The sequence below is a fragment of the Alkalibacter mobilis genome, assembly GCF_015594845.1.
GTDB lineage: Bacteria > Bacillota > Clostridia > Eubacteriales > Alkalibacteraceae > Alkalibacter > Alkalibacter mobilis.
Genome location: NZ_JADNRK010000002.1, coordinates 128,165 through 154,578, shown reverse-complemented (window position 1 = coordinate 154,578; position 26,414 = coordinate 128,165). Strand labels below are relative to the sequence as shown.

Genomic DNA, 26,414 nt, shown 5'->3' with positions numbered 1-26,414 from the left:
TATAAATGAACAAGTACGAGTCAATAAAATCTTTAAAAGGCATAGGAGAAAAAAAAGAGACACTCTTTCATAAAGTTGGTATATTTAACATTCGTGATCTGATCAATTATTTTCCATGGGATTATGAACGCAGAGTGTTGATAGAAAATTCGGATGAATTGACGGAAGGTGAGAAATTCGTTGTCAAAGGTACTATTTCTTCTCTTCCGCTTGAAAAAAGAATCAGAAACAATCTTAAGATAATTAAATTTGCATGTAGAGGTAGTATTGGAAATTTCGATGTAATTTGGTACAATATGCCTTATGTAAAAAATTCAATAAAAAAGGGAAATGAGTATTATTTTTACGGAAAAATCAACAGAAAATTTGGTGTTATTACTATTGAGAGTCCCGATTTCAACAAAGATATCGGTCAAATAGTGTTTAGCGAATACACACCAAAGTACAGCCTGACGAAAGGTCTGGGACAGAAGGACTTTCGTAATGCCGTTTTTTCGATATTTGAAGATGGATATTCCGAGAAAGAGTATTTAAACACAGAAATTTTAGATGAATTTGAATTGCTGCAACGTGATTTGGCATTAAAGATGATTCATCTCCCCACTTGCAGCAAAGATATTCTGCAAGCTAGAAATAGATTGGTCATCGATGAATTGCTTCAAGTAAGAGCTGGATTTGAATATTTGAAAAAATTTAACGTGACAGATGTTAAATTGGATTTAACTGATGAAATAATAGAGAAAGCAAATAGATTTATAGATTCACTGCCTTTCAAATTAACTTCGGGACAAGAAAATGTAATTGGTGAAATTTATTCGGATTTAAAAGAAGCCAAAAGAGTAAACCGATTGATACAAGGAGATGTCGGAAGCGGAAAAACCGTTGTTGCAGTGGTTCTTCAGTATCTGTTTTATCTCTGCGGTTATCAATCGGTAATGATGGCGCCAACTGAAATTCTTGCGACACAACATGAGAAGACTTTAAAAAAGTTTTTGGAACCATTCGGCGTCAGGGTGGCCCTTTTAAAAGGCAAAATGAAAAAGCAAGATAAAGAATTGGTCTACAAGGATATAAAAAACAATTCAGTCGATGTTTTGGTAGGCACCCACGCTTTAATAGAACCGGATTTAAAGTTTGCTGATCTTGGGTTGGTCATCACAGATGAACAGCATCGTTTTGGTGTAGAACAAAGAAAAAAGCTGACAGCAAAGGGTGCTTCACCCCACATGATGGTTATGAGCGCAACTCCGATACCCAGAACAGTCTCCCACGTTCTTTACGGAGATTTGGACATTTCTACCATTGACACACTTCCAGTAGGAAGAAAGGAAATAAAAACTCATACACTTAAAAGAAACAAACTTGAAAAATTATATGGTTTCTTGTTAAATGAAGTTAAAAATGGAAGACAGGCTTTCATTGTTTGTCCCGAGATAGAACTTTCGGATTCAGGCAATTTTTCTGCCGAAGACTTGTACAAGGAATTAAAAAGCACTTATTTTAATAAAATAAATTTGGGTTTGGTTCATGGTAAGATGAAAAATCCTGAAAAAGAACAAGCCATGGGAAAATTCAACTCAGGTGAAATTGATGTTTTAATTGCGACTACGGTTGTAGAAGTGGGGATAGATGTTCCCAATGCCAGCATAATGGTCGTGATGGATGCTGATAGATTTGGACTGGCTACTCTTCACCAATTAAGAGGAAGAGTGGGAAGGGGCAATCACGAATCCTGGTGTTTTCTGGTCTCTGAATCTGACAATGAGAAAACAAGGGAAAGATTAAAAGTATTGACTGAAAGCACTGATGGATTCTATATAGCGAACAAGGATTTTGAAATGAGAGGGCCTGGAGATTACTTTGGATTTAAGCAGCACGGACTTCCGGATTTTGCGCTGACGGATCTGGCCAGGGATTTGGTTCAGGTAAAGATTTCAGAAAGAATTTTTGAAAGACTCAAAGAAGATGGAAGGACAAAGATAATAGAAAATTTGATAGGATCATTCAAGGAAAAGATCCATTATCTTGATTAACAGGTGATATCATGCGAGTTATCAGCGGAAGAGCCAAGGGGAAAAAGTTATTTTCTCCCAAAAATTTGACTGTAAGACCTACTACGGATAGAATAAAAGAGTCCTTATTTAATATAATCAGTCCGTGGATTTATGAAAGTGTATTCATAGATTTGTTTGCAGGCAGTGGTTCAATGGGAATCGAAGCAATAAGCAGAGGAGCAAAAGAAGTATATTTTTTTGACAACAATAGAGAAAGTATAGAGTTGATAAAGAAAAATCTTAAACATTGCAATTTTGCCGACAGTGGCATCGTAAGAGAATCGTCCTATGTCAAATCCTTGGACTTTCTTGAAAAATCAGGTAAAAAATGTGATGTCTTTTTTCTGGATCCACCTTACAATATTGAAAATTTGGAAAGCGTCGTCAATTCAATTTATCGTCGTGATTTGCTGAATGAAGACGGAATAATTCTCTTGGAGCATGACATTACCAGAAACATAAATCTTGATCTTATTGAATTTGAGTGTTACGATTCCAGAAAGTTTGGCAATACTGGAGTTTTATTTTTTAGAAACAGGGTGATTGAATGAAAATTGCAGTATATCCTGGTAGTTTTGATCCTATGACCAAGGGCCATCTCGATGTGATCGAGAGAGGGTCGAATATGTTTGACAAATTGGTTGTGTCCATTTTGGTCAATTCTTCAAAAACGCCATGTTTTACTACAGATGAAAGAATGGATATGATACGAAAAGCTACAAGTCATTTGAAAAATGTCTCCGTTGACCATTTCGAGGGTCTTTTAGTCAATTATATGAAAGAGAACAACTATGAGTATATTCTCAGGGGACTCAGGACTGTAGCAGATTTTGAAAACGAAATTCAAATGTCCACGATGAATAAAAAGCTTAACAATAAAGTTGAGACTATTTTCTTAATGACAGACGTAAATTATTCTTACATTAGTTCCACTTTGATCAGGGAAATCATCAAATTCAACGGTGATGTAAAGAATATGGTCCCTGATTTGGTGTATGAAAAGATAGCTCAAAAATACGGGAGGACAAAAGATGAAGATCATAGCACTTCTTAATGAATTGGAAAGCATACTTAATGAAGGTACACATGTTCCTTTTTCATCAAAAGTCATGGTGAATACGGAAGAGGCACTGGAAATCATACAGGAGATAATGCTGTCATTGCCTGATGAAATAAAACAGGCTCAGTGGATCAAAGAAGAGAGAAAAAAAATTCTTTTAGAAGCCCAAAAAGAGTCGGAAAAGATTTTGAATGATGCAGAATCAAAAATAAGATCAATGGTTGACGAAAATCAAATTACACAGTCGGCATATCAAGAAGCTCAGGAAATCAGAAAAAAAGCTGAGGAGATTTCCAGAGAAATTAGAAAATCAACCAACGAATATGCGGACAGCATCCTAAAAGATTTGCAGAGTCAATTAAAAGAAGTTTCTGAAACTCTGGAATTGAATAGAAAACAGCTTAAAGGGAAATGAAAAAGCAAGGAATTGTTCGCGATTCCTTACTTTTTTTTGACATACACCGGCTTTGTGACAAAGTCAGCTCCAAGTCTGTCAGGATTTGATTTTAAAAAAAACATATCGGTTGATCTAGTGTCGAATTTTAGGCATTGCTTTTGTTTTTCATCAAGGTTTTTAACAGACTTACCAAGATTCACAACCATGGGAATGTCAGAAGATCCGCTTATTTTTTTTAAAATTTCTCGGCCATTGTCATTAAAAGACAGCACTCTTGCATAGGGCTTGAAAATTTTTGACTTGAAGAAGTCATCCATTTGAGTTTTTCCGTAATTGTTCATCAAGTGGCACAAAATTCTGGAAATCCTGGTGTATGTGTATCTTTTGGAGTTTACACATTTAATTAATTCATCCATGTTTTTAGACTTTGAACCACAGGCGTACAACTTGTTTTCGATACCTTCCGATACATCAGGTATCGATTTTAATTCAAGGATGTTTGACCTGATTATGCTGTAACAAATTTCTTTTGAATAATGTTCTAATTTGTTAAATTCATGATTTCTCTTATAATCCATAACTTCTTGATAAGTCACGGCTGGAACCAGCTGGAATAATTTTTCAGACCAATTTGGATCCTCAAAAATCAAGTTTCGAATGAAAGTAGCACTAGCAATCCCATCCAATGCGAAATTGCTGTGATAACCCACCTTGGTTCTTTTAACAGCCATGGGTTTGATTTTACTATTAAGTCTATATAACCATTTTAAATATTCGATACCCAGTATGTCGTTTGATTTATCTATCTGAATTTCCCCGCCGATCGCCCTTTCGATAGCCAGCTCTCTTGCTTTGGGAAAAGAAAAACCTTGTTTCAACTTTTCGTGGAGTGTTGTTTTAAAAACATCACTTTCATTGGCTAGAAGAAAAGCGATCCTTTCAAGTTCCGCAATTTTGCCGGATTCACTCCCGAAAGCAAGTACGTCCACCAGGCCTAATTCATCCAAAGTCTTTATAGAGCCATAAGCGAAGATTTCGGCACTTTGACATGAAAAAGCATACGGAAGTTCCAAAACCAAGTCTATTCCGTTTTTAACTGCGATTTCGGCTCTTTTCCATTTGTCGATAAGTGCGGGTTCGCCTCTTTGCAGGAAATGTCCACTCATTATGGCTATTGTGTGAGTGCATTCACTGATTTTTTTTGATTCGTTTAAATGATAAAGATGGCCGTTGTGAAAAGGATTGTACTCTGCGATAATACCCAAAACTTTCAAATAACCCCCCCCTTAATGAAACTTTGATTTTATCATACAATAAAAAGAAGTCTGAAGAAACCATTTTGACATCCATATGAAACAAATTAATGTTAATTAAATATCACAACAGTGATGTATATCGTATACACTATCCTGATTTTGACAAAATAAATTCAAATCATGGAAGACTTTACAAAATTGTACTGTGATTGATCTAAAAAAACAACTAAAATAAAAGTGTTTTTTTGATTGAATCAGTTATGGTATATGTTAAAATGATAACTATACGATAATAAGTTAGGAGATGTTTTAATGAATTTACTAGTTATTAATTGTGGTAGTTCATCGCTAAAGTACCAATTGATCAATGCAGACAACGAGTCTGTTTTAGCTAAAGGATTAATAGAGAAGATTGGCTTGGAAACAGGGATCTTTACTCATAGCCCCACTGGAAAACATAAGATAGTACAAAAGGAAAACATACCTGATCACAAGGCCGCATTGAATTTAGTTATGAATGCTCTGACGGGTGAAAAGTACGGAGTAATAGAATCCCTGTCGGAAATATCAGCCGTTGGGCATAGGATTGTCCACGGGGGAGAGTTCTATTCAGAATCAGTGATGATCGATGATCAAGTTATGGAAGCTTTGGAGAAATGTATTGAATTGGCACCTTTGCACAATCCGGCAAATATTACGGGAATAAATGCTTGTACTGCACTTTTACCGGGAGTTCCTCAAATAGCTGTATTTGATACTGCTTTTCATCAAACCATGCCCAAGGAAGCATACATGTATCCTTTGCCTTACGAGTATTACGAAAAATACAAAGTGAGAAAATACGGATTTCACGGTACATCCCACAAATACGTCTCTGACAGAGCTGCGAAATTTTTAGGCAAGGATATAGGATCTTTAAAAATCATTACCTGCCATTTAGGCAACGGCGCCAGCATATCCGCCATCAAAAACGGCTACTCGATTGATACAACTATGGGATTCACACCTCTTGAAGGTCTGGCCATGGGAACACGATGCGGAAGCATAGACCCGTCGATAGTAACTTTCTTAATGGAGAAGGAAAATCTGACTACCGATGAAGTGTATGAGATATTAAATAAAGAATCCGGAGTACTTGGGATTTCAGGAGTAAGTTCCGACTTCAGAGATATTGAAAGTGCGGCAGAAAATGGAGACAAGAGAGCTCAACTGGCAATAGACGTTTTTAATTACAAAGTAAAAACATCCATAGGATCATATGTTGCAGCTATGGACGGTGTGGATGCCATTGTATTCACAGCAGGTCTTGGAGAAAATTCAGGTTCAAACAGAAAGGCCATATGCGGAGGATTGACATATCTTGGTATAGAGATCGATGATGAGAAAAATAAAATCAGAGGACAGGAAAACATGATTTCGACTCCTGAATCAAATGTCAAAGTACTTGTCATACCTACTGATGAAGAAATGGCCATAGCACGAGACACCAAAAAAATCGTGGATGGGATAGTACTTGACAAAGCCTTGTCTTAGAATATATAATACTCTTTGCAAGTTATGAGGTGGTTTTTTTGAATATCAACATTGCAGATTTGATTAAAGGACACAAAATTGTCCAAGAAATTGAATTTGTTTTAAATTCAGATGTTATTTCTGACAAAAATGTTGCAATAGTCACGCCAATCAAGGTAAAAGGAACAGTCAGCCTGTTGGAGGATGAATTGCACGTTGCATTTAACTGCTCATTCAGAGCTAAGTTAAATTGCTCAAGGTGCACAGCTTTATTCGAAAGAGATTTTTCCATCGATTTTGATGAAGTACTGGAATTGAGTGATATTCAAAAAGACGGAAATGAAAACCTGGACTTGACAGAATTGATACGGGATAATATTATTCTAAATTTGCCAACAAAACCGTTGTGCAAAGAAACCTGCAAGGGTCTTTGTGCCGTTTGCGGCAAAGATAAGAATTATAATGACTGTAATTGTGAATCGGAACAATTTGATCCTCGTTTATCTGTTCTGAACAATCTATTAAATGAGGACGAATAGGAGGTGTAAACATGGCGGTACCAAAGCGAAAAACATCCAAATCAAGAAGAGATAAAAGAAGGACCCACTACAAGCTTACTGTTCCGGGAATGAGTACTTGTCCCAAATGCGGAGAGGTAAAGCTCCCACACAGAGTATGCAAATCTTGTGGAACTTACAAAGATAAAGAAGTTATTTCAGTTGAAGCATAACTATGGCAGAGTTTAACTCTGCCGTTTCTTTTATTTATCAAAAATTTATTGGTGCTTAAAAGATTGACGAGAGGTGGATCATGAATATTTATGTAGACGGCATGGGTGGGGACAATGCTCCTGAAGCGATTGTTGAAGCTTGTGTCAAGGCTGTCGGTGATTTTAACAAAAAAATACACATATTGGGTTCTGAAATCGCAATCAACAACGAATTGAAAAAGATTGGATATACCGGGACCGACATTGAAATAATTAATACTACTGAAGTAGTTGAGAATGAAGATGAACCTTCCAAGGTAATCAGGCAGAAAAAAGATTCGTCAATGGTTGTCGGAATAAGACGCTTAAAGGAGGACCCGGAGTCGATTTTTGTATCTGCAGGCTCTACTGGGGCTTTATTGGCAGGTGGAACTCTTTTGTTGGGGAGGATCAAAGGAATACAAAGACCGGCTCTTACGATTGCGTTACCTTCGAAGAAAGGAACTCCCACACTGCTTTTGGACGTTGGTGCAAATGCTGATTGCAAGGCGGTCTATTTGGAACAGTTTGCCATGATGGCGTCGGTTTATGCAGAAAATATCATGGGGATCCAGAGTCCCAAGGTAGGTTTGATAAATATTGGAACCGAAGCGAACAAAGGAAGCGAATTATATAAGGAAGCTTACGTTTTGCTGAAAGAATCGGGTGTTAATTTTATTGGCAACGTGGAAAGCAGAGATCTGGTGGAATCAGAGGCGGATATCTTGGTTTGTGACGGTTTTACGGGAAATGTTATTTTAAAATTGACTGAAGGCTTGAGCAATTACATAATGGGATCACTTAAACGATCCATGACGTCCAATATTAGGTCAAAAATCGGTGCGCTTCTCTTAAAACCTGCTTTGAAAAAATTCAAAAAACAATTCGATTACAAGGAGTACGGCGGTGCACCGCTTCTTGGTGTAAAGGCTGGAATCATCAAAGCACACGGCAGTTCGGATGCCAAGGCATTTTATAATGCTATAAGACAAGGCATCATTTTTCAGGAAAAAAAAGTTTTAGAAAAAATAACAAATAAAACAGTTGAAAAATTATAGGTTTCTTGCATAATATAAGTAGTAGGAGGTGTGACATATGAGTACATTTGATAAGATCAAAAACATTATTTTGGAACATCTGGACATTCAGGAAGACGACATAACCCTAAATGCTGATTTTATGGAAGATTTAGGTGCCGATTCACTAGATGTTGCAGAACTTATAATGTCTATTGAAGACGAATTTAATTTGGAAATCAATGAAGAGGAAATCGAAGGAATGCGCACTGTGGAGGATGTTGTTGAGTATCTCGACAAACTATAAATAGTGAAAGACATTGCTGGTTAACAGACAAGAATCTAAAGCACACAGCTTGAGATTCTTTTTGTCCGTTTGGAACTTTTTTTGCATTGAGAGATTGAACACAGGAGGTGAATGATGGATACGAAAAAAATCGAGAGTATAATTGGTTACAAGTTTGGAGATAAAAGATTGTTGAAGAAGGCCATGACACACAGCTCGTACATAAATGAAAAATCAAACATGGAAAACAATGAAAGACTTGAATTTTTAGGAGATGCTGTACTCGAGGTCATAATAAGTGATTACTTGTATAAGAATTGTCCTTCAAAAACAGAGGGAGAACTTACAAAGATAAGAGCTAAAATAGTTTGTACAGAGTCATTGTCGTCCGTATCCGCTCATAATGATTTTGGGAAATACATTTTGATGGGCAAGGGAGAAGAAAATACAGGCGGCAGGGAACGAAAATCTATTTTAGCTAATACCTTTGAAGCCATTATTGGAGCCGTTTATCTTGATGGTGGGATACAAGATGCGGAAAAAGTGATATTGGGCCTCCTTAGTGAGAATATTACAGAGTCAATCAACGGTAATCTGGTGTTCGATTACAAGACCAAATTGCAGGAGATAGTCCAGCAAAAATCAGAATCATTTGCAGAGTATACAGTGTCAAAGGAAGTCGGCCCAGAACATAACAAAATTTTTTACGTCGATTTGATTTACAACGATAAAGTCATCGGCAAGGGCAAAGGAAACAACAAGAAAGAGGCAGAGCAAAAGGCTGCATACCGGGGACTGGTATATTTGGGTGTTTTGGATGAAAAATAAGATAATACCTGTTTTTATTCCTCATGAAGGTTGTCCGCACGACTGTTCCTTCTGTAACCAAAAAAAGATATCCGGAGCCGTTAAAACGCCATCTCTTAAAGAAATACAAAATATAATTGATGATTATATTAAAAGTAATCGAAATGATGAAATTGCTTATACCCTGGCTTACTACGGTGGAAGTTTTACAGCTATCGAGATAGAGCTGCAAAACGCCCTTTTGAAACTTGCCGGGCAAAACATTGATGAAGGAAAAATCAACGATATTAGAATTTCCACCAGGCCTGATTATCTGGAAAAAGACGATGTGAAACGCTTGTCTGCATTTGGAAATATTCACGTTGAAATCGGCATTCAATCCACAGATAATGAAGTTTTGAATTTATCCAATAGAAATTACGACTTGAATATAATTAAACGGGCGGTAAAAAATCTGAATGAAGAAAACATGTCGTATGGTTTTCAAATAATGGTCGGAATGATGTCTGATAACGAGCAAAAATTGTACAAGACAACCACAGAACTACTGAAATTGAAGCCGAAGACCATGAGGATATACCCGTGCATAGTTATAAAGGAAACCTTGCTTGAAAAACAGTATGAAATGGGTACGTTCATGCCATTGAGCTTAAATGAAGCGATAGAAGCCGTAAAGATACCATACACGATATTCACCAATCACAATGTCCCAATAATAAGAATAGGGCTTCACGCATCAAAATCCTTGACAGAAGGTGGAGAAATAGTGGCCGGTCCATACCATCCTTCTTTTGGAGAAATTTTGATATCTTCAATTTATCTGGATATGTTAAGGAAATCCTGCGATGTGCACGATTTGAAATCCGGTGAATTGATCATTCATTGTCCTGTGAAGCTAAGATCTAAAATTGTTGGCAACAGATCCTTTGTTATAAAAACTTTGTCTGAAGAAATGGATCTGAAAATACGTTTTGTACATGCTGATGATTTGGAAGGTCGTTTAACTTTGGAATTTGAAGGAAAGTCATATTTACTGGATCTGAGAACATTTCTTTTAGAAAAAGAAAAATACTACAATTGGAAATTCAATGTTGGGAGTGAAGGTTTTGCACCTGAAGAAAATTGAAATATACGGATTCAAATCATTTGCCGATAAAATAGAATTGGATTTTGACAAGGGTATTACAGCTGTGGTAGGGCCGAACGGAAGTGGTAAAAGCAATATTTCCGATGCAATCAAATGGGTTTTAGGTGAACAAAAGGTCAAATCTCTCAGGGGCACAAAAATGGAAGATGTTATTTTTGCCGGTACAGTGGCAAGAAAACAACTTGGGTATGCTGAAGTAACATTGATCCTGGATAATTCGGACAAAAATATGGATCTGGAATTTGATGAAGTTTCGGTTACAAGGAGGTTGTATAGATCAGGAGATAGCGAATACCTTATAAACAAGGTACAGTGCAGGCTCAAGGACGTGCAGGACCTGTTTGCTGATACTGGGTTGGGAAAAGAAGGATACTCGATCATAGGTCAAGGAAAGATCGATTCAATAGTAAGCAGCAATCCCCAGGATATCAGACATTTATTTGATGAAGCTGCGGGTATAGTCAAGTTTAAAAACAGGAAAATCGAATCTGAAAGAAAACTCGAAAGAACCGTCGACAACATACACAGGGTAACTGATATAGTCGCTGAACTGGAGAAACAACTTGGACCATTAAAAAGACAAAGGAAAAAAGCTCAAGATTATCTTGAAATTGCCGATGAACTAAAAAAGATCGACTTGAATGTATTCGTTTATAAAACGGACCGTTTGAACAAGATCATCAGAGACTTTGAAAATGATAGAGACGATGGCCTGGAAAACCAAAATTATAAGAATGCAGAAATCCAAGCCGCGGATGAAAGATATCAAACTTTACGCAGAGACATAGGAAAAATAGATATGGATATGGCTGATTTGAACGATCGATTACTTCAAATAAGTCAAAGTGCCGAGAAGTTTAATACAGAAATTCAGGTTTCTGTTACGAACATAAGCAACAGCAAAAGCAGCATCACTCAACTTGAAGAAGAAAAAGCCGAAACCTTTTTGAACAACGAAAGACTACTTGAGTCGATGGACAAGATCTTGCTTGCAATAAAAGACACCTTAAATAAACTTGATATCTTAAAAGCAAAAATTGAGAGTTTGGAAGAAAGCAAAAAAGATTACGAAGAATCGATCGTGCAAATCAAAAACTCCAATATTTTATCACAAGATAAAAATCGTGATTTAAATGAAAAGTATAATATAAAAAGAAACGAAATCTTGAAGCTGGAACGAGAAACCGAGTTTGCCGCCGAAAAAATCAGGGACTTGGAAACTGCAAAAGATACTCTAAAAGATAAAGAAAAGATATTTAATGAAGATCTTTTGGAAAGTTTGAAAAAATTGGAAATTCTTGAAGAATCACTGGTGAAATCGGAATCGGAAAAAATCGATCAGAATGAGGAAATACTACAAATAAAAGAATCAAAAGAAAGTAAGTTGCTCCATAAAAGTACGATCTTGAATAATATCGCATCACAAAAATCCAAGCTTCATATGCTTCAGGAAGATCAGGATATAAAGGGTTATTACAAAAGTGTCAAGAATCTTCTTTCATACAAGGAAAAGGACGACTATTTCAGGACGAATATCCATGATATAACAGGAAATTTGCTGGATGTTGATGAAAAATATTCAGTAGCTGTAGAAACGGCCTTGGGCGGAGCATTCCAAAACATTGTAGTCCAGGACGATGAATGTGCCAAAAAAGCCATCAAGCTTTTAAATAAGTTCAATTGGGGCAGAGCTACCTTCCTGCCTATCGACACTGTTAGAGGGAACAAAGATGTTTTGCCTGAATCTGTCAAATCGCTTCCCGGTGTCATTGGCCTTGCGGTGGATATAGTACAATTTGATAAAAAATATGAAAATATCTTCAACAATTTATTGGGTAGGACTTTAATTGTTGAATCAATGGAAAGTGCTTCCCAGGTTAGACAAAAATTCAATCATAAATCTAAAATAGTCACTCTTGAAGGAGAAGTATTTTATCCGGGCGGAGCAATAGTCGGGGGAAGTTTTAATAAAAATAATCTTTTGCTTCAGAGAAGCCAGCGAATAACAGCTTTAAAAAATGAAATCAGAAATTATGGTCTTGAAATAAAAGAGATCGACGATGAGTTAAATGTTTTGGACAATGAATTGGCTGATCGAACGCAGTATTTTGATAGGATACTAAAAGATGTCAATGAAAAAAGCATCGAAAAAAAATTGTTGGAGCAAAAGATTTCGAACATTAAATCAGAATTGCATGAAAATCATAAAAAAATCGAAGAATATGCGAATACCATGCATTCAATCAGAGAGCTCTTGTTGACAGCAGATACTGAGAAAGTATGTTTAATGAACCATTTGACTAGCCTGAAGAAGGAGATGGAAATATCTGAAAAGGAAGTTGACAGTAGCGAACTTGAAAAACTTGAATCTGAACTGGGCAGAATAAATGAGATGCTTAATGAATCCAAAATGGAAAGAGTAAAACTTGATACGGAACTCACCAACTTGAATCAAAGACAGGAAGAAATGGAAATAACCATAACTGAACAAAAGAATCTTATTGAAAAAAAAGACAATCAGATCAAATGCCACAAAGAAAAAATAATTGAGTTGGAAAATACAATTAAAGTAAGAACCGAAAGCATGGTGAGTTCTGAAGAAAAAAAGAATGAAGTCAAAAACGAGCTTAAAGAGATGCAGGAAATGCGTCATGACCTTAATTCAGAATTTGATTCTCTCGAGCGAAAATTGAAGGATCTGAATCACGAAATGGCGTTAATAAATGAATCCTTGGGAAAACTTGATCTGAAAATAAATTCGAACACAATCGAGAAGGAACATTTGTCGGAAAGTATCTTTGAAAATTATCAAATGACCTATTTAATGGCCAAAGAGTATAGCTATCCGGTCGAAGACATGGATGCGGAGATCAAGAAAGTTCGGGAGCTAAAAGACAGAATAAAGAGCTTGGGAAACATTAACCTGGCAGCCATCGAACAATACACTGAAGTAAAAGAAAGATTCGAATTTCTCACCGAGCAAAAGGAAGATCTGTTAGCTGCGAGGGACGAATTGAAATCTTTGATAAAGAATATCAGCAAGGATATAGAAATTCAGTTTGTAGAACAATTTTCATTGATACAGAGCCAATTCAACCAAACGTTCAAAAAATTGTTCAACGGTGGAAATGCAGGACTGTTAATTATCGACGATGAAGATATAATGGACACAGGAATCGAAATCGTCGCTCAGCCTCCGGGGAAAAAACTTAAGAATATAACTCTTCTTTCAGGTGGAGAAAAGGCATTGACCGCTATAGCGTTGCTCTTTGCCATAATAAGCATCAAACCTGCTCCGTTCTGCGTGTTGGACGAAATCGATGCAGCATTGGATGACAGTAATGTAGATAGATTTGCTGAATTTTTATCAGTTATTAACAAGCAAAATCAATTTATTACAATTACTCACAGAAAAGGTACCATGGAAATAGCTGACAGGCTTTATGGAATAACCATGGGAAAGGACGGAGTTTCAAAAATGCTCTCTGTTCAAATATCAGATATTATTTAGGAGGATGCAAATGGCGGCAAATTTTTTTGAAAAATTAAAAAACAGTCTGGTTAAGACAAAAAAGAATTTTTCAGGAAAAATAGATCAACTGATAAATTATTCAGGGGTCTATGATGAAGAATTTTTTGAAGAGCTGGAAGAAATATTGATTTTAGCGGATATTGGATATGAAAGTACGAATAAAATCATTGAAAGAACCAGAGATCTTATTTCCAAAGAGAATATAACGGAAAAAGCTATGGTAAAGTCAGCGATCAAAACTGTTATCAAGGAGATCCTGGAAGTAGAAAATGTTGAAAACAAGAACATTGATACTCCCGCTGTAATTTTGATAGTTGGAGTTAATGGAGTGGGTAAAACTACGAGCATAGCAAAATTGGCAAAAATGTTCAAGGATGAAGGGAAGTCCGTGATGCTGGCTGCTGGAGACACTTTCAGAGCTGCAGCAGTGGAACAATTGGAAATATGGGCCGAAAGAGTAGATGTTCCTATCATAAAAAATGCGCAGGGTGCTGACCCGAGCTCGGTGATTTTTGATGCGCTCCACGCTGCTAGAGCCAAGGGTGTGGACATACTGATTTGTGATACGGCTGGAAGACTTCACAACAAGGATAATTTGATGAAGGAATTGTCCAAGATGAACAAAATTATCAATGGGCAATCTGATTATTTCAATATCTACAGATATTTGGTGTTGGATGCAACCAGCGGTACAAATGCATTAAACCAAGCTGCCACATTCAATGAAGTAACCAATCTCGACGGGATCATTTTGACAAAACTTGATGGATCTGCAAAAGGCGGTATCGTGATACCTATAAAAAATCAATACCGGATCCCCGTCGAATACGTTGGAGTGGGTGAGGGCATGGATGATTTGCAAAAATTCTCTCCTGAAGATTTTGTTGAAATTTTGTTTGAATAAAACTTGACAGAAGGATGTCTTTCTATTAGAATCTTACTGTAAAGCAAATAACCTTTACAGCGAGGTGCCAAATGGAAGAATTTTTTGAGATATCCATTTTGTATGATTTTTACGGTGAGTTTTTAACTGAGAAACAAAAGAAAGCTGTAGAATATTATTACAGCTTCAACTATTCTTTGGCAGAAATTGGTGAAAAAATGGGTATTACCAGGCAGGCCGTCAGAGATCTTCTGATCAGATCCAAGGAAATACTGCATGATTTTGATATAAAACTAAATTTAGTTCAAAGATACAAAAAGAGACAAACAACAGTATTGGAATGCATGGATATTTTAAACGAGATCGATCAAAACGGTAGTGATCAAGAAATAAAGGGCATGGTAGATTCAGTAAAAGCAAAACTCGGTGAACTGTTGGAGGAAAATTGATGGAGGTCAACTATGGTATTTGAGGGACTTAGCGAAAAACTTCAGGACACGTTCAAGAAGCTTAGAGGAAAAGGCAAACTCACAGAGAAGGACATCAAAGAAGCGACAAGAGAGATAAAATTAGCATTGCTTGAAGCGGATGTAAACTTCAAGGTAGTAAAAAAATTTGTCAACAGCATAAATGAAAGAGCCATGGGATCAGAAGTGCTCAAAAGCCTTACACCGGGGCAACAGGTTATCAAGATAGTCAATGATGAATTGACTCAGTTGTTGGGTGGAGAACCGTTTAAGTTAAAATATTCGCCAAAAGGCATGACGTCCATCATGCTTGTAGGACTCCAAGGTGCAGGTAAAACCACCACGGCGGGCAAGCTGGCTGCTTACATGAAAAAAGATGGAAAGAAGGTATTGCTGGTCGCCTGTGACGTATACAGACCTGCTGCCATAAAGCAGCTGCAAGTAATAGGCAAACAACTGGAAACTCATGTATATGCTGACGAGAGTGCTAAAGATCCGGTTAAAATAGCTGCAGATGCGCTTAAATATGCGAGAGAATACCTTTTTGACACTGTGATTTTCGATACTGCAGGAAGACTTCAAATAGATGAAAAACTTATGGATGAATTGGTGGACATTAAAAAAACTGTGGAACCTGATCATGTAGTTTTGAATATCGATTCGATGACAGGGCAGGAAGCAGTAAATGTTGCTGAAACGTTTAATGAGAAAATCGACATAACCGGTGTCATACTAACTAAACTTGATGGCGATACAAGGGGTGGTGCGGCCCTATCCGTGGCGTCTGTGACCGGTAAGCCCATATTGTTTGCAGGTATGGGAGAAAAACTTACGGATCTGGAAGTTTTTTATCCGGACAGGATGGCATCTCGAATTCTGGGAATGGGAGACGTCCTCAGTCTTATTGAAAAAGCCCAGACTGACTTTGATGAGGAAAAGGCAATTGAACTTCAGGAAAAGATCAGAAAACAGACATTCACGCTCGAAGATTTTAAAAATCAACTGATTCAAATGAAGAGCATGGGTTCGTTTAAAGATATATTGAATATGATGCCTGGAGGAAACAAAAAAGCTCTCAAAGGATTGGATTTTGATGAAAAAGAGTTTAGCAGATCAGAGGCTATTATCAACAGCATGACTCCCGAAGAACGTATCAATCCCGGAATAATAAATGCGAACCGCAGAAAAAGGATCGCTGCAGGGTCGGGAACGCGAGTACAAGATGTGAATAAATTGCTGAAAGGCTTTGAGCAATCAAAGAAGATGATGAAGCAGTTCAGCGGTTTAAATAATAAAAAACATGGAAGAATGAAATTTCCATTCATGTAAATTTCAAGGAGGTGAAAAAATGGCAGTTAAAATCAGATTAAAAAGAATTGGTGCTAAGAAAAAACCTTTCTATAGAGTTGTTGTTGCAGATTCAAGATCTCCAAGAGATGGTAAATTCATCGAGGAGATTGGTTACTTCAACCCTTTGACTGAGCCGGTTCAATTGAAAATCGATGAAGAAAAGGCAAAGAAGTGGTTGGATAATGGCGCACAGCCTTCTGACACAGTTAAAGCTTTACTCAAGAAAAACGGAATTATCGGTTAATTATGATTTCCGGAGGTGTCTTTTTGAAAGAACTAGTAGAAATTCTGGCTAAATCACTTGTAGATCATCCCGAAAACGTTGAAGTCAGAGAAATTAAAAAAGATCAATCAATAGTTCTGGAGTTGCGAGTCTCGCCTGACGATATGGGAAAAGTTATCGGCAAGCAGGGAAGGATCGCCAAATCACTGAGAACTGTTTTAAAGGCAGCGGCGACGAAAGAAAATGTTAAGGTTGTACTGGAAATAATGCAATAAATAAGTCAGGGAAACCTGGCTTTATTTATTATAAATTAATTGTTTATACGGGACGGTGAGCTTTTGAAAAATGATAATACACTTGTTGTCGGCAAAATCGCTGCGGCACACGGTATAAAAGGCGAAGTGAAGGTTATGCCACTGACAGATGATCCTGAAAGATTCGAGGAACTGAACGAAGTCAGAGTCAAAACAAGATCCGGCGAAAAAACACTTCATATTCAAGGCGTCAGATATCACAAGAATGCCATACTCATTACTTTTGAGGAAATTAAGGATAGAACGCAGGCAGAATCATTAAAAGATTTTTTGCTTGAAATTGACAGGGAGCAGGCGGTAGAACTTCCTGAGGACAGGTATTTTATAGTTGACTTGATCGGAAGTGACGTTTACGAAAATGAAACAAGAATTGGAGTGCTAAAAGACGTGCTTCAATTTGGCGCTGCTGACATCTACGTAGTCAAAACTGAATCAAAAGAATTGATGATTCCGGCGACAAGAGAGAATATTGTCGATATAGATATTGAAAATAATAGAGTAGATGTTTCCATACCGGAAGGTTTGTGGGATCTATGAAGTTTTTTATCTTGACAGTGTTTCCGGAGTTTTTCAAAAATTTCATTTCGGAAAGTATTATTGGCAAAGCTGTAAGCAAAGGGCTCGTTGAAATCGAAGTAGTTAACATAAGAGATTTCACTTTGGACAAGCACAACAAGACAGACGACTATCCTTTTGGTGGAGGTCCGGGAATGGTTATGACACCACAACCTTTGGCTGATGCTATAAAATATTCATTGGGAAAGGCAAATTCCGGCAAAGTGATATATCTTACACCAAAAGGAAAAATATACGATCAGGAGCTTGCTGCAGGTCTTTCAAAAGCTGGAGAAGATCTTATCTTGGTTTGCGGTCATTACGAAGGTATAGATCAAAGAATAATAGATAAATACGTGGACTTTGAAATTTCCATTGGTGATTTTATACTGACAGGAGGGGAAATACCTGCAATGGTCATGATCGATTCGATCACCAGGCTTTTAGAAGGTGTTTTAGGAAACGAGGAAAGCTCTGAAAGTGAAAGCTTTTACGACCATCTTTTAGAACACCCTCAATACACCAGACCTCGAGAATTTGAAGGAATGAAAGTACCAGAGGTCCTTTTGAGCGGCAATCATAAAGAAATCGAAAAATGGCGTCTTGAAGCTTCGATAAATGAGACCAAAGAAAAACGGCCTGATCTAATTAAAAAATATATGAGTAAGAAACAATAATCATTGAATCTTAAAAATTAATATGTTATAATACTTGAAGTTATCTCAGGCGGTCCTCTGCCAGGAGCAAGAACGTCCAGAAAGGGAGGAGGTAAAAAAATGAACATATTGAAAGAGCTCGAAAGAGAACAACTTAAGCAGGATATTACTCCATTTAATGTTGGTGATACAGTAAAGGTGCATGTAAAAGTTGTGGAAGGAAAAAGAGAGAGAATCCAGATTTTTGAAGGTACCGTTTTAAAAAGACAAAATGGTGGAATCAGAGAAACTTTCACAGTAAGAAAAATTTCTTCAGGTGTAGGTGTCGAGAGAACTTTCCCTTTACACAGCCCAAGAATCGAAAAAATCGAAGTATCTAGAAAAGGTAAGGTCAGAAGAGCAAAATTATTCTACCTTAGAGACAGAATCGGCAAGGCTGCCAAAATTAAAGAGAAGATGTAATGACATGGGACTGCTGGACAGTCCCGTTTTTCATATACATACTAGAAAAAAACAATTATAATAATTGAGTAGCATATAGTACAGCTAAATTGCTGAACACAAAAAACTCGGGAAGTGAACGCATGAAAAAAGAAGCAAAAAAAACAAAGGGTGATCTCAGAGAATGGGCTGAATCTGCTGTAGTTGCAATAATTTTGGCGGTGGTGATAAAGCTTTTTGTTTTTGAATTCGTGATGGTAGAAGGTAGCTCAATGAATCCTACGTTAAACAACGGCGACAGACTGATGGTTACCAAGATAGATTATTTTTTTAAAGAGCCTGATTACGGTGATGTGATAATTTTGAATTATTCTGACGGTGTTGAATTCGTCAAGCGCATAGTGGCCATTGGAGGGGATTCGGTCGAGATCAAGGACAGCAAACTCTATGTCAACGATAAAATGGTCCAGGAAAGCTACACGGATGATTCAAGTTATCCCGATTATCCCAAAACTACCGTTCCCGAAGGAGCATATTTTGTTCTGGGTGATAATAGAGACAACAGCAGGGATAGTCGCTTTGCAGATGTAGGATTTGTAGCAGAGGATGAAATAGTGGGAAAGGTATTTATAAGAATATACCCTTTCGATGATCTGGGAAGGATAAAGTAGGTGATTTAATGGATATACAATGGTATCCCGGCCATATGGCAAAAGCGAAGAGACAAATCAGAGAAAATCTTAAATTGATAGATGTCGTAATTGAATTGGTGGACGCCAGAATTCCAATCAGTAGTTCCAATCCGGAAGTAGATGATTTGATCAATGGGAAAAAGAAGATAGTAGTATTAAATAAATCCGATTTAGCAGATCCGGAGATCAATAAGCTTTGGGAGAAGCACTACAAAAAAGCCAATCAGCCTTATGTATTTGTGGATGCGATCTCGGGAAAAGGTTTAAAGGAGCTCATTGCCACTGTTAAAACTACAATGAAACCCGTCTTGGACAGAGATAAGGCGAAAGGCAGGTTAAACAGGCAAATCAGGTGTCTGATTTTAGGCATTCCCAATGTTGGAAAATCGACATTGATAAATTCCATCAGCGGTAGGGCATCTACCAAAACAGGAAATAAGCCCGGCGTAACAAAAGCCAATCAATGGATAAAAGTCAGTAATGAAATTCAACTGCTCGACACTCCGGGGATTTTGTGGCCTAAATTTGATGATGAAACCATCGGACTGAAACTTGCGTGGATCGGATCAATAAAAGACACGATTTACGATAGGGAAGAAGCTGCTCTTAAGCTTCTTGAATTTCTGAGAAGTGCATATCCGAATGTGATCTACGATCGATATAAAGTTGAATTTGATGAGAATACCACTGCATTAGAGCTAATGGAATCCATAGCCCGAAAAAGAAATTATGTCATAAGAGGCGGAGAAATCGATTATTCCAGGACGGCAGAGATGCTAATGGATGAAATCAAAAAGACTACTCTTGGCAAGGTTTCTTTTGAATGGCCGGAGGTGGACTAGATTGGATTTTAAAAACATGTCTGTAAAAGCTGTTAAAGAAATGGTAGAAATGTCGTCTATGGACGATTATGCCCGACTGATGAGTTCTCTTGAGAAGGATACCCGGCAGGGAGTTCGCTCAATTGTTAAATCAATGAGAAAACGAATCGAAAAAAATAATTTGGAAGATTTGAGAATACAAGAGCTCAAATACATCGAAGAAAACCTGCATGCCAACGGTTTTAAACTGATAGCAGGGATGGACGAGGTTGGCAGAGGTCCACTGGCAGGACCGGTAGTCAGTTGTGCAATAATGTTGCCTATAGAGTCGAAAATCAGATTTGTCAATGATTCTAAAAAACTTAGTGCTGAAAAAAGAGAAGATTTAAGCAGGGTCTTGATTGAAAGCGCCATCAGCGTAGGACTTGGAATAATAGACAATAACGAAATAGATCATTACAACATTTTGAACAGTACAAAAAAAAGCATGGTACAGGCTTTGGAAGATCTCGCGGAAAAGCCTGATATCATACTTGTTGATGCTGTACATCTGGAAAGAGTATCTATACCACAGAAGTCTTTTATCAAAGGGGATGAAAGGTGCTATGCCATTGCGGCTGCCAGCATTGTTGCCAAGGTGAAAAGAGATGCCATGATGGATGAATACCATGAGTTATATCCCGAGTATAATTTCAAGACAAACAAAGGATATGGCACTAAAGAGCATGTTGACGCCATACGGAAGTACGGTCTGAGTCCGGTTCACAGAAAGTCGTTTTGTGGTAATTTCATTTAAGAGGTGTCTCATGATTTCTAATCAGAATAAAGGAAAATTTGGAGAAAGTTTGGCCGTGGACTACTTAAAATCTCTGGGATACAGTATTTTGAAGAGAAACTACAGGTGTAGAATGGGAGAAATAGACATAATTGCCAAAAGGTGTGAAGATGTTATATTTGTGGAGGTAAAATCCCGCAGCAGTGATGAATATGGTGCTCCTTCTGAATCAGTGCCCGTATCGAAACAAAAACATATAATCAAGACAGCGCTGCATTACCTTGGAACGAATACCGAATTTGAAGATAATTACCGATTTGATGTCATTGAGTTATTGGCAGGAGAGATCAACCACATTGAAAATGCTTTTGGGATCAACTGGTAGATTTGAAAATAAAAAAATTCATCCGAAAGAACCGATCAGGTTCTTTTTTCGATTTTAATAAATTTAAAAAATTTCCCAATATTTTCTATCCAAACTCCTGTATTGTACAGCTTCACCCAGGTGGATACCTCGGATCAGTTCACTTTTATCCAAATCAGCTATTGTTCTGGAAAGCTTGATTACTTTATGGTAAGCTCTGGCGCTTAAGTTCATGGTATCGAAAGCACTCTTAAGCATGGATTTTGCTTCCTTGTCCATGGGACAAAATTCATCTATCTGTTTGACGGACAATTGTGAATTGAAAGTTAAATTCTGGTTTTTATATCTCGACAACTGTAACTGTCTGGCTTCTTCCACACGTTTCTTGATCGAAATCGAGCTTTCTTCTTTTGCAGATTTGTTCAAATCTTCGTATTCAGCTTTTTTGACTTCAACATGTATGTCTATCCTATCCAAAAGGGGACCGCTTATCTTGTTAAGATAGTTTTTTATTTGGGTAGTACTGCATTGGCAGTTGTGAGAACTATCGCCATAGTACCCGCATGGGCAAGGATTGATGGAACTTACAAGTAGAAATGACGCTGGAAAAGTCATTGTTGCATTTACTCGCGAAATGTTTACGAATTTGTCCTCCATGGGTTGTCTGAGGACTTCTAAAGCCGATTTTTGAAATTCAGGCATTTCGTCAAGGAATAAAACACCCAGATGGGCAAGCGAAACTTCTCCCGGTTTTGGTATTCTTCCCCCGCCAATCAAACTGATTTTGGAAATTGTGTGATGGGGACTTCTGAACGGACGGTCTGTAATTAAAGGTTTGCCTTTTAAAAGGCCTGAAATACTGTATATTTTTGTTGATTCAAGAGCTTCGGAAGGAGTCAGCGACGGCAGTATGGATGGAAGTCTTCTGGCCAGCATAGTTTTACCGGAACCCGGTGGGCCAATCATTATTATATTGTGATATCCTGCAGCAGCAATTTCAAAAGATCTCTTGACTTGAAGTTGTCCTCTGACATCGGAAAAATCCAAATCAAAATTTTGCTGTTGATTTAATAATTCATCAAGATCATTAACATATGGCTCTATTGGATTGATGTCGCAGACATGCTCGATGGCATCAGAGAGTTTTTTTACCGGATATATGGTAATTCCCTCAACCAGTGAAGCTTCCCTGGCATTGTCCCAGGGGACGACAGCAGCCTTGAAATTCTTTTCTCTGGACTCAATGATCATGGGAAGGATCCCCTTCACTGGTCTGGTATCACCATTTAGTGACAATTCTCCGATAAAAACTGTTTTTCTTAAATCAACAACGGGCTTTATCTCTTCCGAAGATGTTAAAATTCCCATTGCTATGGGCAAGTCGTACGAAGGGCCCTCTTTTTTCACATCAGCTGGAGCCAGATTGATAGTAATCCTTTTCATAGGATATTTGAATCCGTTGTTTTTAATCGCGGAAAAGACTCTGTCTTTAGACTCCTTTACTGCAGCATCAGGCAGACCGACTAAGGAAAAGCTTGGCAGTCCCTTTGATATGTCGACTTCAACGCTGACGATCAGTCCGTTCACTCCAATGACCGAACAGCTGAATATTTCTTCTATCATATAATCACCTCCATAACATTATATATGATTGTTTCCAAACATGCTATAATATATAACGTGTTAAAAAATATATTCGGAGGCGGTTGTTTGGAAGAAAAAATGTATTTGATCTGGTTGAGTGAGCACAAGGGGATCAGTCTTGATAAGAAATATCATTTGCTTGGATATTTCGGCTCAGCAAAAGAAATTTATCAAAGTAAAAAAAGAGACTTGGTGAATTCCAAGATTTTAACTTCAGAACAAGTAGAGAGTATTGAACACAAAATAGTGGTCGATGAAAAAATTTTGGAAAGTTACAAAGGATCCAATGTGGGAGTGATTGATTTCAGGGATAATGATTACCCTGAATTTCTGTCACAAATTTATCTGCCGCCGATGGTATTGTATTATAAGGGAACTTGCAATACAAAAATGTTTAAAAAGACTTTTGGAATAGTAGGAGCCAGAAATGCAACATTTTCTGGAAAACTGAACACGGAGAAAATCGCTGCTGACTTGGCCTCTTCAGGCATAACAGTGGTTAGTGGATTGGCTAAAGGCATAGACGCAGCAGCCCATAAAGGTGCGCTGGCATCAGGAGGTATCACAACTGCTGTTTTGGGCTCGGGTGTAGACATCTGTTATCCGAGGGAAAACATGAAGATATACGAATCTATAATTCGTGATGGAGGATGCATTTTTTCAGAATTTCCCATGGGAACACCTCCTCTGCCCATGAACTTTCCACGTAGGAATCGAATCATTAGTGGAATTTCTATTGGTTTGATGGTGGCGGAGGCTGAGGTGAAAAGCGGATCCTTGATCAGTGCAGGTTTTGCCTTGGAGCAAGGCAGGGAAGTGTACGCACTTCCAGGTGACATAAACAGGAAAAACAGTCTGGGAACCAATTTACTGATACGCGATGGAGCCAAGATGGTATTGAAATCATCGGATATAATTGAAGACATCGTGCCCATGTTCGATACTCGCCAGATGAAACAAGATAAAAACAATGTGGATATTGATGAAAAAGAGAATGAAATTATGGATTTGGTAAGAAAAGGCTGGGATACAGTGGAAATGATCGGAGAAAAATCGGATTTTTCTTTATCTGAAATAAATTATATCTTGACAAAACTGGAAATAAAGCAGATTATCACTATTAACAGAGGGCGCTGTCATATACTTGTTTGACTGTTTTATGTGATCATAGATAAAATGAAAACTGTCTTTATATTGAATAGTTCTTGGCTTTCTGTTATAATTTACAACTGTTAAATAATTTGAGGTGATTAAATGGCTAAAACGCTTGTTATCGTCGAATCTCCGGCTAAAGCAAAAACTATAAACAAGTACTTGCCCAAAGGGTACAAGGTCCAAGCCACTATGGGACATGTAAGAGATTTGCCGAAAAGCAAATTGGGAATAGATATAGAAAATAATTTTGAACCCAGCTACGTAACTATACGTGGAAAGGGAGACATACTTAAAAAAATGAAAAGTGAAGCCAAGAAAGCAGACATGGTTTTATTGGCTACTGACCCCGACCGAGAAGGGGAAGCCATATCCTGGCACATAGCAAACTATTTAAATTTGACAAAAGAAGGATCAGCTCGGATAGAGTTTCACGAAATAACCAAAAATGCGATAAGAAATTCTATAAAAAGCAAAAGGGAAATCAATATGGATCTGGTAGATGCGCAACAAGCCAGAAGGATTTTAGACAGACTTGTAGGTTATAGCATCAGTCCATTATTATGGAAGAAAATAAAAAAGGGGTTAAGTGCAGGAAGGGTCCAATCCGTCGCAACCAAATTGATAGTAGACCGTGAAAAAGAAATTATGGACTTTGTCAGCCAAGAATACTGGAATTTGAATCTTGATCTGATCAAGGAAAAGAACTCCGATGATTATTTTGTTGCAAGATATCACGGTATCAACGGCAAGAAGAAAGATATTGGCGACGAAGAGGAACTGACAAAAATAACCGATACCCTAAAAAACGAAGAAATCAAAGTACTAGACGTGAAAAAGGGTAAACGCAACCGTAAACCGCCAAACCCCTTTACCACCAGCACCATGCAACAGGAAGCTTTCAAAAAATTAAATTTCACTACCAAGAAGACAATGAGTATTGCACAGCAACTATACGAAGGCCTTAATATCGAAGGAATAGGAAGCGTAGGACTAATCACTTACATGAGAACCGATTCCATCAGAATTTCGGACGAGGCCAAGGATAATTGCAAGAACTATATACTTGAGAATTTCGGGAAAGAATATTTGGGAACGAACATAGGAAAAAACAAAGGTAAAAATGTTCAGGATGCTCACGAAGCGATTCGACCAACTACCATAGATCTGGACCCAAAAACTGTGAAAGGCTCTCTAAAGCGCGATCAATACAGGCTTTATAAACTGATTTGGGAAAGATTTGCAGCAAGTCAGATGTCAAATGGAGTCTACGACACGACTTCTGTGGATATCACATGCGGTCAATACGGTTTCAAGGCATCAGATTCAAAATTGATATTCAAGGGATTCATGAAGGTTTATGACATGACCGAAGATTCGGACGAGACCAATGACAAGGGATTTATTCCCGAATTGACTCCGGGGGAACTGCTTTTCCTTAAAGATATGCAAAAGGAACAAAAATTTACTCAACCACCGGCAAGATATACGGAAGCGTCCTTGGTAAAAGCCATGGAGGAAAGAGGGATTGGAAGGCCAAGCACCTATTCTCCTACGATCCAAACAATTAGAGCCAGGGGGTATGTTGAGAACATAGATAAAAAGTTCCAACCTACAGAATTGGGTATAATGGTTACCGAGCTTATGGAGGAGTACTTTAAAAATATCTTGGACTACGATTTCACTGCAGAAATGGAATCATCACTGGACAAAGTTGCAGAAGGAGATGTGAAGTGGCAGACGGTTATTGAGTATTTTTACAAGGATTTTGAAAAAGATCTGGCTCATGCAGAAAAGGACATGGAAAAGATTATAATAGAGGATCCGGTTTCTGATGTAGAATGTGATAAATGTGGACGAATGATGGTAATAAAGAACGGCAGATACGGAAAATTTCTTGCTTGTCCCGGATTCCCAGAATGCAGAAATACCAAAACCATCGTGGAGGACCTGGGAATACCGTGTCCTGAGTGCGAAAATGGAAGCATAGTTCAGAAAAAATCAAAAAAAGGCAGAGCTTTCTATGGGTGTACAAACTATCCTGAATGCAATTTTATGGTTTGGGACAAACCCGTAAAAGATGAACAATGTCCAAAATGCGGTTCGCTGCTTTTACAAAAAGGTTACAGCAAAACCAGCAAGATATATTGTTCCAACGAAAAATGTGATTATGTAAAAAAACAATAATTGTCAGCAAGTCCTATCGGTGCTTAGACCGATGGGGCTTTTTCTACCGTAGGGCAATTGTTTCAAATTGCGAAA

At 37.7% G+C, this 26,414-nt stretch carries 28 protein-coding genes; 26 read left to right on the top strand and 2 right to left on the bottom strand.

Annotated features, from left to right (window positions below; translation table 11 throughout):
- Nucleotides 1–5: 5 nt before the first annotated feature.
- The 4 genes from recG to IWB18_RS01720 are packed head-to-tail and all read left to right on the top strand — an operon-like array spanning nt 6 to nt 3,529.
- Nucleotides 6–2,033, top strand: coding sequence for an ATP-dependent DNA helicase RecG (gene recG, locus IWB18_RS01735; RefSeq protein ID WP_195681865.1), 2,028 nt, complete (start codon nt 6–8; stop codon nt 2,031–2,033).
- 11 nt (nt 2,034–2,044) lie between these two features.
- Nucleotides 2,045–2,605 carry a 16S rRNA (guanine(966)-N(2))-methyltransferase RsmD gene (gene rsmD / locus IWB18_RS01730; RefSeq protein ID WP_195681864.1) on the top strand — a complete coding sequence of 187 codons (561 nt, stop codon included), beginning with the start codon at nt 2,045–2,047 and terminating at the stop codon, nt 2,603–2,605.
- Nucleotides 2,602–3,108 carry a pantetheine-phosphate adenylyltransferase gene (coaD, locus tag IWB18_RS01725; RefSeq protein WP_195681863.1) on the top strand — a complete coding sequence of 169 codons (507 nt, stop codon included), beginning with the start codon at nt 2,602–2,604 and terminating at the stop codon, nt 3,106–3,108. The genes rsmD and coaD overlap by 4 nt, the downstream gene beginning before the upstream one ends.
- Nucleotides 3,086–3,529 carry an ATPase gene (locus tag IWB18_RS01720; RefSeq protein ID WP_195681862.1) on the top strand — a complete coding sequence of 148 codons (444 nt, stop codon included), beginning with the start codon at nt 3,086–3,088 and terminating at the stop codon, nt 3,527–3,529. The genes coaD and IWB18_RS01720 overlap by 23 nt, the downstream gene beginning before the upstream one ends.
- Before the next feature lie 26 nt (nt 3,530–3,555).
- On the opposite strand, the gene IWB18_RS01715 is transcribed toward IWB18_RS01720, so the two are convergent.
- A complete protein-coding gene (locus tag IWB18_RS01715; protein WP_195681861.1) occupies nt 3,556–4,785 on the bottom strand; it encodes a nucleotidyltransferase in 1,230 nt (409 codons plus the stop codon).
- 294 nt (nt 4,786–5,079) lie between these two features.
- Between IWB18_RS01715 and IWB18_RS01710 the strand changes: the two genes are divergently transcribed.
- The 20 genes from IWB18_RS01710 to IWB18_RS01615 all read left to right on the top strand — a co-directional run bounded on the left by IWB18_RS01710 (nt 5,080) and on the right by IWB18_RS01615 (nt 21,377).
- On the top strand, nt 5,080–6,300 hold the full coding sequence (locus IWB18_RS01710; protein WP_195681860.1) for an acetate/propionate family kinase: 1,221 nt from the start codon (nt 5,080–5,082) through the stop codon (nt 6,298–6,300).
- A 38-nt stretch (nt 6,301–6,338) separates the two neighbouring features.
- Nucleotides 6,339–6,818 (top strand): YceD family protein, encoded by a 480-nt coding sequence (locus tag IWB18_RS01705; protein ID WP_195681859.1) that lies wholly within the window; start codon nt 6,339–6,341, stop codon nt 6,816–6,818.
- 11 nt (nt 6,819–6,829) lie between these two features.
- Nucleotides 6,830–7,009: a 50S ribosomal protein L32 gene (gene rpmF / locus IWB18_RS01700; RefSeq protein WP_195681858.1), complete on the top strand. Its 180-nt coding sequence runs from the start codon at nt 6,830–6,832 to the stop codon at nt 7,007–7,009.
- An 80-nt stretch (nt 7,010–7,089) separates the two neighbouring features.
- On the top strand, nt 7,090–8,085 hold the full coding sequence (plsX, locus tag IWB18_RS01695) for a phosphate acyltransferase PlsX (protein WP_195681857.1): 996 nt from the start codon (nt 7,090–7,092) through the stop codon (nt 8,083–8,085).
- 37 nt (nt 8,086–8,122) lie between these two features.
- A complete protein-coding gene (gene acpP / locus IWB18_RS01690) occupies nt 8,123–8,350 on the top strand; it encodes an acyl carrier protein (RefSeq protein WP_195681856.1) in 228 nt (75 codons plus the stop codon).
- A gap of 114 nt (nt 8,351–8,464) precedes the next feature.
- Nucleotides 8,465–9,157 carry a ribonuclease III gene (rnc, locus tag IWB18_RS01685; protein ID WP_332310646.1) on the top strand — a complete coding sequence of 231 codons (693 nt, stop codon included), beginning with the start codon at nt 8,465–8,467 and terminating at the stop codon, nt 9,155–9,157.
- Nucleotides 9,147–10,262, top strand: coding sequence for an elongator complex protein 3 (locus IWB18_RS01680; RefSeq protein WP_195681854.1), 1,116 nt, complete (start codon nt 9,147–9,149; stop codon nt 10,260–10,262). The genes rnc and IWB18_RS01680 overlap by 11 nt, the downstream gene beginning before the upstream one ends.
- Nucleotides 10,243–13,794 carry a chromosome segregation protein SMC gene (gene smc, locus IWB18_RS01675; RefSeq protein WP_195681853.1) on the top strand — a complete coding sequence of 1,184 codons (3,552 nt, stop codon included), beginning with the start codon at nt 10,243–10,245 and terminating at the stop codon, nt 13,792–13,794. Before IWB18_RS01680 ends, smc begins: the two co-directional genes overlap by 20 nt.
- 10 nt (nt 13,795–13,804) lie before the next feature.
- The gene (gene ftsY / locus IWB18_RS01670; protein ID WP_195681852.1) at nt 13,805–14,719 is read left to right on the top strand and encodes a signal recognition particle-docking protein FtsY; all 915 of its coding nucleotides are present in this window, start codon (nt 13,805–13,807) and stop codon (nt 14,717–14,719) included.
- 71 nt (nt 14,720–14,790) lie between these two features.
- Nucleotides 14,791–15,147, top strand: coding sequence for a sigma factor-like helix-turn-helix DNA-binding protein (locus tag IWB18_RS01665; protein WP_195681851.1), 357 nt, complete (start codon nt 14,791–14,793; stop codon nt 15,145–15,147).
- Nucleotides 15,148–15,159: 12 nt separating this feature from the next.
- Nucleotides 15,160–16,494 (top strand): signal recognition particle protein, encoded by a 1,335-nt coding sequence (ffh, locus tag IWB18_RS01660; RefSeq protein WP_195681850.1) that lies wholly within the window; start codon nt 15,160–15,162, stop codon nt 16,492–16,494.
- A 19-nt stretch (nt 16,495–16,513) separates the two neighbouring features.
- Entirely contained in the window at nt 16,514–16,759 is a 246-nt protein-coding gene (gene rpsP / locus IWB18_RS01655) for a 30S ribosomal protein S16 (RefSeq protein WP_195681849.1), read from the top strand.
- Nucleotides 16,760–16,782: 23 nt separating this feature from the next.
- The gene (locus IWB18_RS01650; RefSeq protein WP_195681848.1) at nt 16,783–17,013 is read left to right on the top strand and encodes a KH domain-containing protein; all 231 of its coding nucleotides are present in this window, start codon (nt 16,783–16,785) and stop codon (nt 17,011–17,013) included.
- A 63-nt stretch (nt 17,014–17,076) separates the two neighbouring features.
- Nucleotides 17,077–17,589 carry a ribosome maturation factor RimM gene (rimM, locus tag IWB18_RS01645; RefSeq protein WP_195681847.1) on the top strand — a complete coding sequence of 171 codons (513 nt, stop codon included), beginning with the start codon at nt 17,077–17,079 and terminating at the stop codon, nt 17,587–17,589.
- Entirely contained in the window at nt 17,586–18,284 is a 699-nt protein-coding gene (trmD, locus tag IWB18_RS01640; RefSeq protein ID WP_195681846.1) for a tRNA (guanosine(37)-N1)-methyltransferase TrmD, read from the top strand. The genes rimM and trmD overlap by 4 nt, the downstream gene beginning before the upstream one ends.
- A 99-nt stretch (nt 18,285–18,383) precedes the next feature.
- Entirely contained in the window at nt 18,384–18,725 is a 342-nt protein-coding gene (rplS, locus tag IWB18_RS01635) for a 50S ribosomal protein L19 (RefSeq protein WP_195681845.1), read from the top strand.
- Nucleotides 18,726–18,847: 122 nt separating this feature from the next.
- Complete coding sequence (gene lepB / locus IWB18_RS01630) at nt 18,848–19,375, top strand: signal peptidase I (RefSeq protein WP_195681844.1); 528 nt, start codon at nt 18,848–18,850, stop codon at nt 19,373–19,375.
- 8 nt (nt 19,376–19,383) lie between these two features.
- Nucleotides 19,384–20,238 carry a ribosome biogenesis GTPase YlqF gene (ylqF, locus tag IWB18_RS01625; RefSeq protein ID WP_195681843.1) on the top strand — a complete coding sequence of 285 codons (855 nt, stop codon included), beginning with the start codon at nt 19,384–19,386 and terminating at the stop codon, nt 20,236–20,238.
- A 1-nt stretch (nt 20,239) separates the two neighbouring features.
- Nucleotides 20,240–21,013: a ribonuclease HII gene (locus IWB18_RS01620; protein WP_195681842.1), complete on the top strand. Its 774-nt coding sequence runs from the start codon at nt 20,240–20,242 to the stop codon at nt 21,011–21,013.
- A gap of 10 nt (nt 21,014–21,023) precedes the next feature.
- Nucleotides 21,024–21,377: a YraN family protein gene (locus tag IWB18_RS01615; protein WP_207740716.1), complete on the top strand. Its 354-nt coding sequence runs from the start codon at nt 21,024–21,026 to the stop codon at nt 21,375–21,377.
- Between the two features lie 63 nt (nt 21,378–21,440).
- Here the strand turns inward: IWB18_RS01615 and IWB18_RS01610 are convergent, their stop codons facing one another.
- Nucleotides 21,441–22,979 (bottom strand): YifB family Mg chelatase-like AAA ATPase, encoded by a 1,539-nt coding sequence (locus IWB18_RS01610; RefSeq protein WP_195681841.1) that lies wholly within the window; start codon nt 22,977–22,979, stop codon nt 21,441–21,443.
- 87 nt (nt 22,980–23,066) lie between these two features.
- On the opposite strand from IWB18_RS01610, the gene dprA reads away from it, so the two are divergent.
- Together dprA and topA are read left to right on the top strand one after the other, a co-directional pair.
- Nucleotides 23,067–24,152: a DNA-processing protein DprA gene (gene dprA, locus IWB18_RS01605; protein WP_195681840.1), complete on the top strand. Its 1,086-nt coding sequence runs from the start codon at nt 23,067–23,069 to the stop codon at nt 24,150–24,152.
- A gap of 102 nt (nt 24,153–24,254) precedes the next feature.
- Complete coding sequence (gene topA / locus IWB18_RS01600) at nt 24,255–26,339, top strand: type I DNA topoisomerase (RefSeq protein WP_195681839.1); 2,085 nt, start codon at nt 24,255–24,257, stop codon at nt 26,337–26,339.
- The last annotated feature ends 75 nt before the right edge of the window (nt 26,340–26,414 follow it).

Excerpts from the sequence above, each read along its gene's own strand:
- recG (WP_195681865.1), top strand. The coding sequence starts at position 6 with ATGAACAAGTACGAGTCAATAAAATCTTTAAAAGGCATAGGAGAAAAA.
- rsmD (WP_195681864.1), top strand. The coding sequence starts at position 2,045 with ATGCGAGTTATCAGCGGAAGAGCCAAGGGGAAAAAGTTATTTTCTCCC.
- coaD (WP_195681863.1), top strand. The coding sequence starts at position 2,602 with ATGAAAATTGCAGTATATCCTGGTAGTTTTGATCCTATGACCAAGGGC.
- IWB18_RS01720 (WP_195681862.1), top strand. The coding sequence starts at position 3,086 with ATGAAGATCATAGCACTTCTTAATGAATTGGAAAGCATACTTAATGAA.
- IWB18_RS01710 (WP_195681860.1), top strand. The coding sequence starts at position 5,080 with ATGAATTTACTAGTTATTAATTGTGGTAGTTCATCGCTAAAGTACCAA.
- rpmF (WP_195681858.1), top strand. The coding sequence starts at position 6,830 with ATGGCGGTACCAAAGCGAAAAACATCCAAATCAAGAAGAGATAAAAGA.
- plsX (WP_195681857.1), top strand. The coding sequence starts at position 7,090 with ATGAATATTTATGTAGACGGCATGGGTGGGGACAATGCTCCTGAAGCG.
- acpP (WP_195681856.1), top strand. The coding sequence starts at position 8,123 with ATGAGTACATTTGATAAGATCAAAAACATTATTTTGGAACATCTGGAC.
- rnc (WP_332310646.1), top strand. The coding sequence starts at position 8,465 with ATGGATACGAAAAAAATCGAGAGTATAATTGGTTACAAGTTTGGAGAT.
- IWB18_RS01680 (WP_195681854.1), top strand. The coding sequence starts at position 9,147 with ATGAAAAATAAGATAATACCTGTTTTTATTCCTCATGAAGGTTGTCCG.
- ftsY (WP_195681852.1), top strand. The coding sequence starts at position 13,805 with ATGGCGGCAAATTTTTTTGAAAAATTAAAAAACAGTCTGGTTAAGACA.
- IWB18_RS01665 (WP_195681851.1), top strand. The coding sequence starts at position 14,791 with ATGGAAGAATTTTTTGAGATATCCATTTTGTATGATTTTTACGGTGAG.
- ffh (WP_195681850.1), top strand. The coding sequence starts at position 15,160 with ATGGTATTTGAGGGACTTAGCGAAAAACTTCAGGACACGTTCAAGAAG.
- rpsP (WP_195681849.1), top strand. The coding sequence starts at position 16,514 with ATGGCAGTTAAAATCAGATTAAAAAGAATTGGTGCTAAGAAAAAACCT.
- trmD (WP_195681846.1), top strand. The coding sequence starts at position 17,586 with ATGAAGTTTTTTATCTTGACAGTGTTTCCGGAGTTTTTCAAAAATTTC.
- rplS (WP_195681845.1), top strand. The coding sequence starts at position 18,384 with ATGAACATATTGAAAGAGCTCGAAAGAGAACAACTTAAGCAGGATATT.
- lepB (WP_195681844.1), top strand. The coding sequence starts at position 18,848 with ATGAAAAAAGAAGCAAAAAAAACAAAGGGTGATCTCAGAGAATGGGCT.
- ylqF (WP_195681843.1), top strand. The coding sequence starts at position 19,384 with ATGGATATACAATGGTATCCCGGCCATATGGCAAAAGCGAAGAGACAA.
- IWB18_RS01615 (WP_207740716.1), top strand. The coding sequence starts at position 21,024 with ATGATTTCTAATCAGAATAAAGGAAAATTTGGAGAAAGTTTGGCCGTG.
- IWB18_RS01610 (WP_195681841.1), bottom strand. The coding sequence starts at position 22,979 with ATGATAGAAGAAATATTCAGCTGTTCGGTCATTGGAGTGAACGGACTG.
- topA (WP_195681839.1), top strand. The coding sequence starts at position 24,255 with ATGGCTAAAACGCTTGTTATCGTCGAATCTCCGGCTAAAGCAAAAACT.